The 7,343-nt window shown below is 77.9% G+C and carries 8 protein-coding genes; 5 read left to right on the top strand and 3 right to left on the bottom strand.

Annotated features, from left to right (window positions below; translation table 11 throughout):
• The first annotated feature begins 208 nt into the window (after positions 1 to 208).
• The gene (locus AC5FZL_RS14120) at positions 209 to 586 is read left to right on the top strand and encodes a hypothetical protein (RefSeq protein ID WP_493619527.1); all 378 of its coding nucleotides are present in this window, start codon (positions 209 to 211) and stop codon (positions 584 to 586) included.
• A 19-nt stretch (positions 587 to 605) separates the two neighbouring features.
• Complete coding sequence (locus tag AC5FZL_RS14125) at positions 606 to 1,520, top strand: ribonuclease Z (protein WP_493619528.1); 915 nt, start codon at positions 606 to 608, stop codon at positions 1,518 to 1,520.
• Between the two features lie 2 nt (positions 1,521 to 1,522).
• Here AC5FZL_RS14125 and AC5FZL_RS14130 read toward each other — a convergent pair whose 3' ends face one another.
• A complete protein-coding gene (locus AC5FZL_RS14130) occupies positions 1,523 to 3,133 on the bottom strand; it encodes a phospholipase D family protein (RefSeq protein WP_493619529.1) in 1,611 nt (536 codons plus the stop codon).
• 33 nt (positions 3,134 to 3,166) lie between these two features.
• Positions 3,167 to 3,691: a DUF6226 family protein gene (locus tag AC5FZL_RS14135; protein WP_493619530.1), complete on the bottom strand. Its 525-nt coding sequence runs from the start codon at positions 3,689 to 3,691 to the stop codon at positions 3,167 to 3,169.
• A gap of 94 nt (positions 3,692 to 3,785) precedes the next feature.
• Here AC5FZL_RS14135 and AC5FZL_RS14140 point away from each other — a divergent pair, with 94 nt between their 5' ends.
• The gene (locus AC5FZL_RS14140; RefSeq protein ID WP_493619531.1) at positions 3,786 to 5,042 is read left to right on the top strand and encodes an NAD(P)/FAD-dependent oxidoreductase; all 1,257 of its coding nucleotides are present in this window, start codon (positions 3,786 to 3,788) and stop codon (positions 5,040 to 5,042) included.
• Entirely contained in the window at positions 5,039 to 5,959 is a 921-nt protein-coding gene (gene sigJ / locus AC5FZL_RS14145) for an RNA polymerase sigma factor SigJ (RefSeq protein ID WP_493619532.1), read from the top strand. The genes AC5FZL_RS14140 and sigJ overlap by 4 nt, the downstream gene beginning before the upstream one ends.
• A 10-nt stretch (positions 5,960 to 5,969) precedes the next feature.
• Here sigJ and AC5FZL_RS14150 read toward each other — a convergent pair whose 3' ends face one another.
• Positions 5,970 to 6,587 carry an FMN reductase gene (locus AC5FZL_RS14150; protein ID WP_493619533.1) on the bottom strand — a complete coding sequence of 206 codons (618 nt, stop codon included), beginning with the start codon at positions 6,585 to 6,587 and terminating at the stop codon, positions 5,970 to 5,972.
• Positions 6,588 to 6,832: 245 nt separating this feature from the next.
• On the opposite strand from AC5FZL_RS14150, the gene nrdR reads away from it, so the two are divergent.
• The gene (nrdR, locus tag AC5FZL_RS14155) at positions 6,833 to 7,318 is read left to right on the top strand and encodes a transcriptional regulator NrdR (RefSeq protein ID WP_493619534.1); all 486 of its coding nucleotides are present in this window, start codon (positions 6,833 to 6,835) and stop codon (positions 7,316 to 7,318) included.
• Positions 7,319 to 7,343 lie beyond the last annotated feature (25 nt).

The following is a 7,343-nucleotide window of genomic DNA, read 5'->3' on the forward strand; positions in this document are numbered from 1 at the left end:
AGCGCCGCGGCGGTGGACAGGACGAGCAACATGGCTTCCTCCGGTGCTGGGCCGCCGGGCCGGGTGCCCGGCGGTGCGCCCAGCGTGCGCTCGCCGGCCCGTCCGGCGCGTCCCCCCGTGTCCGGAACCTCCCGTCCTCCCGGGGGTGGACCCGGCGCGCGGTGCGTCGTGCCGCGGTCTTCCCCCGGCCGTGGGCGACGATGGGGTCGTGAGCGACGCGGAGCAGCTGCTGCTGGGGGGCGAGCCCCGCGGGGCAGGCGTCGGCGACGCCGCGCTCGAGCGCGGCATCCTCGACCTGCTCCACCGCTTCCCGGCCGGGCTGCGGCGCGCTGACCTGCGCCGGGAGCTGTCCGGCGCCTACGCCGGGCGCCTCGCACCGGAGGACCTCGCGGTGCTCGACACCCGGATCGGCCACGCCCTGCGCCGTCTGAAGACCGCCGGCGAGGTGCTGCACCACGAGAAGCGGCAGGTCTACGCGCCTCGGCCGATCGGCCAGGACGGCGCGGGCGGCGTCCGGGACCTCGACGCGCCGCCGGTCGGCGACCTCGCCGGGCTGGACGACGCCGAGCAGGCACCGCTGTTCTGACGCGGCTAGCGTCGCCGGCGTGCCCGCGCGCGAGCTCGTCGTCCTCGGCACGGCCTCGGCGGTGCCCACCCGAACCCGCAACCACAACGGCCACCTGCTCCTCTGGGACGGCGCGGGCCTGCTGCTCGACCCCGGCGAGGGCACGCAGCGCCAGATGACCCTGGCCGGCGTGACGGCGTCCTCGGTCAGCGCGATCGCCCTCACGCACGCGCACGGCGACCACAGCCTCGGGCTGCCCGGGGTGCTGCAGCGGATGGCGCTGGACGGCGTGGCGCGGCCCGTGCCGCTGCTCTTCCCCGCCGCCGCGGAGGGCCACGTGGCCCACCTGCTCGGCGCGGCGGCCCACGCCGCGGTGCTCGCCGAGCCGCACCCGGTCGCCGGCGACGGGCCGGTGCTCGCCCTCGCCGGCGCGGTGCTGGAGGCGGTGGCGCTGGACCACCGGGTGCCGTGCTGCGGCTACCGCCTCGTCGAGCCGGACGGGCGCCGGATGCTGCCCGGGGCGCTGGCGGCGCGGGGGGTCGCCGGCCCGGACGTCGGCCGGCTCCAGCGCGAGGGCTCCCTCGCCGCACGCGACGGGGTCGTGCGCCTGGAGGAGGTGAGCGCCCCGCGCCCGGGGCAGCGGTTCGCCTTCGTGCAGGACACGCGGTGGTGCGAGGGGGCGCTGCACCTCGCCGAGGGCGCGGACCTGCTCGTCTGCGAGGCGACGTTCGCCGACGCGGACGCCGGGCTCGCCGCCCCGTACGGTCACCTCACCGCGCGCCAGGCGGGCCGGGTCGCCGCCCGCGCGGGGGCGCGGCGCCTGGTGCTCACCCACTTCTCCCAGCGCTACGGCGACCTGGCGCCGCTGCTGGAGCAGGCGCGGGAGGAGCACGGCGACGTCGTGGTCGCCCGCGACCTCGAGCGCATGGCCGTGCCGCCCCGCCGGTCGGGCTGAGGTCAGAACTCCCGGCGCCACCGCATGCTCGGGCGGCGCCCGTCGGGGTCGAAGACCACCTCGTACAGCGGCGCGGCCCACAGGCGCTGCAGCGCCGTGACCGGGGCGGGCTCGTGCGAGCGCGCGTGCCCGCCCGGCCGCGACCCGGCGCGGCCCGACGCGTGCCAGGCGTCGAGCGCGCCGGCGCGCTCGCGCCACAGGGCCAGGCCCTCCACGGGGTCGAGCAGCCGCGGGTCGTCGGGGGACAGGCCGAGGTGCTCGGCCCACAGGCCCAGGCGCAGGCCGCGCGGCAGCACCCGGGCGCCGTCGCCGGCGGCGTCGAGGTCGCGCGGTGCGCGCTCGTCGCGGGCGGGGTCGACCACGGCGCAGGTCAGCTCGCTGTCGCTGGTCCACGAGCGCCGGTTGAAGTTGTCCGAGCCGCAGGTCATCCACACGTCGTCGACGACGCAGACCTTGGCGTGCACGTAGACCGGCGTGCCGGCCGCGTTCTCCAGGTCGAAGACGCCCACCCGGTCGGGCGCGGCCTCGCGCAGCATCCGCAGCGCCCGCAGCTGCCCGATCCGGTTGGGCGGCCCGGTGACGCGCCCGTCGGCGTCCGGGAAGCGGGGGACGACGGCGATGACGCGCAGCTCGGGGGAGCGCTCGAGCGCCTCGACGATGCCGCGCGCCACCTCCGGGGACCACAGGTACTGGTCCTCGACGTAGATCAGGGAGCGGGCGCGCGCGAAGGCCTTCGTGTAGGCGCGGGCGATGCTGCGCTCCCCGCGCGGGGCGAAGGGGAAGCGCGGGCGCTTGTCGTCGTAGGTGCGCAGCACCTGCACCGCGTGCTCGCCGGCCGGCGGGGGCGGCGGCAGGGCCTCCGGCAGGGGGGTGGGGTGGCGGGGCATCCGGGCCGCGCGCTGCACGAGCATCCGGTACGGCGTGCGGCGGTCCAGCGGCGTCGGGTCGTCCCAGCGCTCGGCGAAGGCGGTGAGCAGGTCGGCGACCACCGGGCCGCGCAGCTCCAGGGCCGCGTCGTGCCAGGGCGGGTGCGGGCCGTAGCGGGCGTCCATCGGCTGCACCTGCGGGTCACCGGCGTGCTCGGCGTCGTCGCGGCGGCTGTGGCACAGGTCGATGCCGCCGACGAACGCCACGTCGCGCGCCTGGTCGTCGCGGTGGCGCACGAGGAAGAGCTTCTGGTGGTGCGCGCCGAAGCGGCGCACCCGCTGGTCCAGCAGCGCCTCGCCGCCGGCCTCGTTGATCTGCCGGCCCAGGCGCTGGTTCTGCTGGGCGTTGAAGGACAGGTGGTCCGAGTGCGAGCGCCACAGCAGCCCGCGCACCTCCACGCCGCGGCGGGCCAGGTCGGCGAGCAGCTCGCCGACCTCGGGCCCGTCGGGCAGCAGCCGCTCGTCGGCGTCGCCGCGCCAGTCGGTGAACCAGACGCGGTCACCGGCCTGCAGCGCGGTCAGCTCCTCGTGCAGGCGGGCGAAGTAGGTCGCGCCGTGGACGAGGGGGCGCACCGCGTTGCCCGGCGACCAGGGCAGCCCGCCGTCGCTCTCGGCGTGCAGGTCGCTCGCCGGGTTGCCGCGCTCGTCCTGGGTGAGGAACCACCGCCCCGGCGCAAGATCGTCCACGGCGACACTGTGGCACGGCGGCGCTGGCGGGGGTCAGGGCCAGGGTCGCCAGAGCAGCTCGGCGGGCGGTCCCAGGGCCGCCGCGCGCTCGCGGTCCAGGGGCGTGGTGCCCGACGAGCCTCCGCCGTCGAGGGCCAGCGCGTAGCGCAGCTCGGGGGAGCGCCCACCGGTGAGCTCCTCGGCGAGGCGGCCCGTGACCAGGGCGTCGGCCAGCTGGAGGAGGTCCTCGGCGAGCTCGTCCACGTCCTCGTCGCAGGCGTCGCAGCCGCAGTGCGGCAGGGCCTCGTGGTACCAGCGCCCGAGGCGCACGTGCAGGCCGGGGAAGGAGGTGAGGAGCACGGTCAGCGGCCCGGCGGCGGGGTCGCGCGGGGTCAGCCGCACGAGCGAGAGCGCGTACGGCTGCTCGGCCAGCTCGGGGTCGAGGTGCAGCCCCTCGGCGCGCCCGACGTCGTGCTCGCGCTCGAGGCGGTCCAGCAGCGCCCGGGCGGCGTCGTGCAGGGGCGCGTAGCGCTGCGGGTCGGTGACGCGGCCGTAGGCCTCCTCGGGCGGGTCGTCCACGCCGCACCCTCCTTCCGCACCTCACATCCGCGCGCCCTGCGTCGTCATGTGGGGTGGAGGGTCGCAGACGGCGGCCGTCGAGGGGAGAGCAGCGATGAGCACGTCCGCGACCGAGCACCGCGTGGTGGTCCTGGGAGCCGGCTACGCCGGCGTGATGGCCGCCAACCGCACCCTGGCCTCCCTCACCGCCGAGGAGGCGGCGCGGGTGCGGCTCACCGTGGTCAACCCGGCACCGGACTTCGTCGACCGCATCCGCCTGCACGAGGTGGCCGCCGGGACCCGCGAGCACGCGCGGACGCCGCTGGCCGACGTCCTGCACGCCCGAGCCGCGGTGGTGGTCGGCAGGGCCGAGCACGTGGACGCCGCGGCGCACGTCGTGCGCGTCGCCACGGACTCCGGGCGCCTCGACCTCGGCTACGACACCCTGGTCTGGGCGGTCGGCAGCCGGGCCTCCGCCGCCGTGCCCGGCGCTCGCGAGCACGCGCACCTGGTCGCCGACGCCGCGGGCGCCGAGGCCGCCCGCGACCACCTGGCCCTGCTGCCCCGCGGCGCGCGCGTCGCGGTCGTCGGCGGTGGCCTCACCGGCGTCGAGGTGGCCGCGGAGGTGGCCGAGCGGCGCCCGGGCCTGGCGGTGACCCTGCTGTCCGCCGGCCCGGTCGCGCCGAGCCTGGGCGAGGGCGGCCGCCGCCGCGTCCTGCGCCGGCTGCGCGCCCTCGGCGTCGAGGTCTGCGCCGGAGCGCGCGTGCGGGAGGTGCGCGCGGGCGAGGTCGTGCTCGACGACGGCTCGGTGCCGTTCGACGCCTGCGTGTGGGCGGCCTCGTTCGCGGCGCCCGAGCTCGCGGCCCGCAGCGGCCTGCCGGTCGACGCCCTCGGCCGGCTGCGCGTGGCGGGGGACCTCACCGCCACCGGGGACCACGGCGTCGACGGCGGCGCGGACGTCGTGGGCGCCGGTGACGCCGTCGTCCTGCCGCCGCAGGTGGGTGCCCACCTGCGGATGAGCTGCGCGGCGGCCCTGCCCCTGGGCGCCGGCGCGGCGGCCGCGGTGCTGGCCCGGCTGCGGGGCGAGGCGGCGCCGGTGGTCTCCGCGGGCTTCGCCGCGCAGTGCGTCAGCCTCGGCCGGCGCGGCGGGGTCCTCCAGGCGGTCGGCGCCGACGACTCACCCCGGCGGCTGGTCCTCGGTGGCAGGGTGGCGGCCGTGGTCAAGGAGACGATCTGCCGCTACGCCGCGGGCAGCCCGCGCTGGGAGCGCCGCCTGCCGGGCGCCTACCGGACGCTGCCGGGCCCGGCGGGGGCCGCGCGGACCGACACCGCCCTCGCCGTCACGACCCCGGCCGCCGAGGCGCTCCGGTGAGCACCGCGGTCGACGAGGACGAGCGCCGCCGGCTGCTCGGGGTCGCCTACCGCATGCTGGGCTCGCTGCACGACGCCGAGGACGCCGTCCAGGAGGGGCTCGTGCGCTGGGAGCAGCTCGGGCCCGACGGGCGGGCGCAGGTGCACGAGCCGGCCGCGTGGCGGACGCGGGTGGTCAGCCGGGTCTGCCTGGACGCGCTGGGCTCCGCGCGCGCCCGGCGAGAGCGCTACACCGGCGTCTGGCTGCCCGAGCCGGTGCCCGGGGCAGGGGTGCTCGACGGCGGGGGCGTCGCCCCGGCGCCCGGCCCCGACCCCGCGGACGTCGTCACGCTCGAGGAGTCCGTGTCCCTGGCGCTGCTCGTGGCGATGGAGCAGCTGAGCGCCGCCGAGCGGGTGGCGCTGATCCTCCACGACGCGTTCGGGCTGCCCTTCGACGAGGTGGCCGAGGTCGTGGGGCGCACGCCGCAGGCCTGCCGCCAGCTCGCCACCAGCGCCCGCCGCCACCTGAGGGCCCAGCCCCGCTACGCCGCCTCGGGCCCCGAGCGCGACGCGGTGGTGGCGGCCTTCGCCCGCGCCTGCCAGGACGGCGACCTGGAGGCGCTGGCCCGGGTGCTCGACCCCGGCGTCGTCGTGCGCTCCGACGGCGGCGGCGTCGTCAGCGCGGCGCGGCGCCCCGTCGAGGGCGGCGAGAAGGTCGCGCGCTTCATCATCGGGCTCTTCACCAAGCAGGCGTCCACCGGGCAGCCGGCCACCGTCGTCGCCGCGCCGGTCAACGGGCGCACCGGCCTCGTGGTCCGCCTCGGCGGCGTCGTGGCCGCCGTCGTGGACCTCGCGGTGGCGGACGGCGCCGTGCACGAGCTCGCCGTCGTCGTGGCCCCCGACAAGCTCGCGCCCTGGCAGGAGGCGCCACCCGTCTGAGGAGGGCGCCTCAGGCCAGGCCGAGCAGCTCCGCAGCCGTGGGGGAGCCCAGCAGCGGGTCGACGGGCGCGGACGCCGGCCGGGTGGCGACGAGGTCGGCCAGCTCGCCCGCGGCCCGCTCGATGCGGCTGGTCAGCGACGCCCCGCCGCCCTCTCCCGCGCCCCAGTCCTCCGGCGCGGCGAAGACGGCGGTGGGGACGACGAGCGCCCGCAGGTAGGAGAACAGCGGGCGCATCGCGTGCTCGAGCACGAGGGAGTGGCGCGCGGTGCCGGCCGTGGCGCCCATGAGCACCGGCGTGCCGGTCAGGGCGTCCTTGTCGAGGACGTCGAAGAAGGTCTTGAACAGCCCGCTGTAGGAGCCGCTGAAGACCGGGCTCACGACGATGACGCCGTCCGCGCCGGTCACGGCCTCCTGCGCGGCGGTCAGCGCGGGGTCGGCGAAGCCGGTGACGAGGGCGTCGGCGAGGTCGCGGGCGTGCTCGCGCAGCTCGACGACGTGCACCTGCACCTCGACGCCGCGCTCGCGCAGGGCCTCGGTCGTGGCGGCGCTGAGCCGGTCGGCGAGCAGCCGGGTCGAGGAGGGGGTGCTCAGTCCAGCGGCCACCACGGCCAGGGTGCGCGTCGTCATGCTGCTCTGCCTCCGCTCGGGCCACCGGCCCGGATCGTTGAACGCTCAACCGTCTCTGGCCGTGAACGCCGCTGAGCCCCGCCCTATGCCCGCGCCGGCCCGCGCCGGCTCCCGCCGGCTCGGGCAGGGCTCGCGCAGGGCTCGCGTGCTTGCACGCGCGGTGAGCACGCGCCTACGGTTGTCCACAACATCTGGTGGTCTTCCCCGCGGACGCCGCCCACCGCTTGTGAGAGGTCGTGGAGATCGTGCACTGCCCGTTCTGCCAGCACCCCGACTCCCGGGTGGTGGACTCGCGGACCTCCGACGACGGCACCTCCATCCGCCGGCGCCGCTCCTGCCCCAGCTGCGGGCGCCGCTTCACCACCGCCGAGACCGCGAGCCTGACGGTGGTCAAGCGCTCCGGCGTCGTGGAGGCGTTCAGCCGCGAGAAGGTCATCGCCGGCGTGCGCAAGGCCTGCCAGGGGCGCCCGGTCAGCGAGGACCAGCTCAAGCTGCTCGCCCAGCAGGTGGAGGAGGCCGTCCGCTCCTCCGGCAGGGCCGAGGTCGACGCGCACGACGTCGGGGTCGCCGTCCTCACCCCGCTGCGCGCCCTCGACGAGGTGGCCTACCTGCGCTACGCCTCGGTGTACCAGGCGTTCGACTCCCTCGAGGACTTCGAGGCGGCCATCGCCGTGCTGCGCGCCGAGCACGAGGCCACGGGCGTGGAGCCCGCGCTCGACCAGCCCGCCTGAGCGCTCACACCCCCGCCGGCTCGCG

This window comes from Quadrisphaera sp. DVD1 (assembly GCF_058932755.1).

Excerpts from the sequence above, each read along its gene's own strand:
- AC5FZL_RS14140 (WP_493619531.1), top strand. The coding sequence starts at position 3,786 with ATGAGCACGTCCGCGACCGAGCACCGCGTGGTGGTCCTGGGAGCCGGC.
- AC5FZL_RS14150 (WP_493619533.1), bottom strand. The coding sequence starts at position 6,587 with ATGACGACGCGCACCCTGGCCGTGGTGGCCGCTGGACTGAGCACCCCC.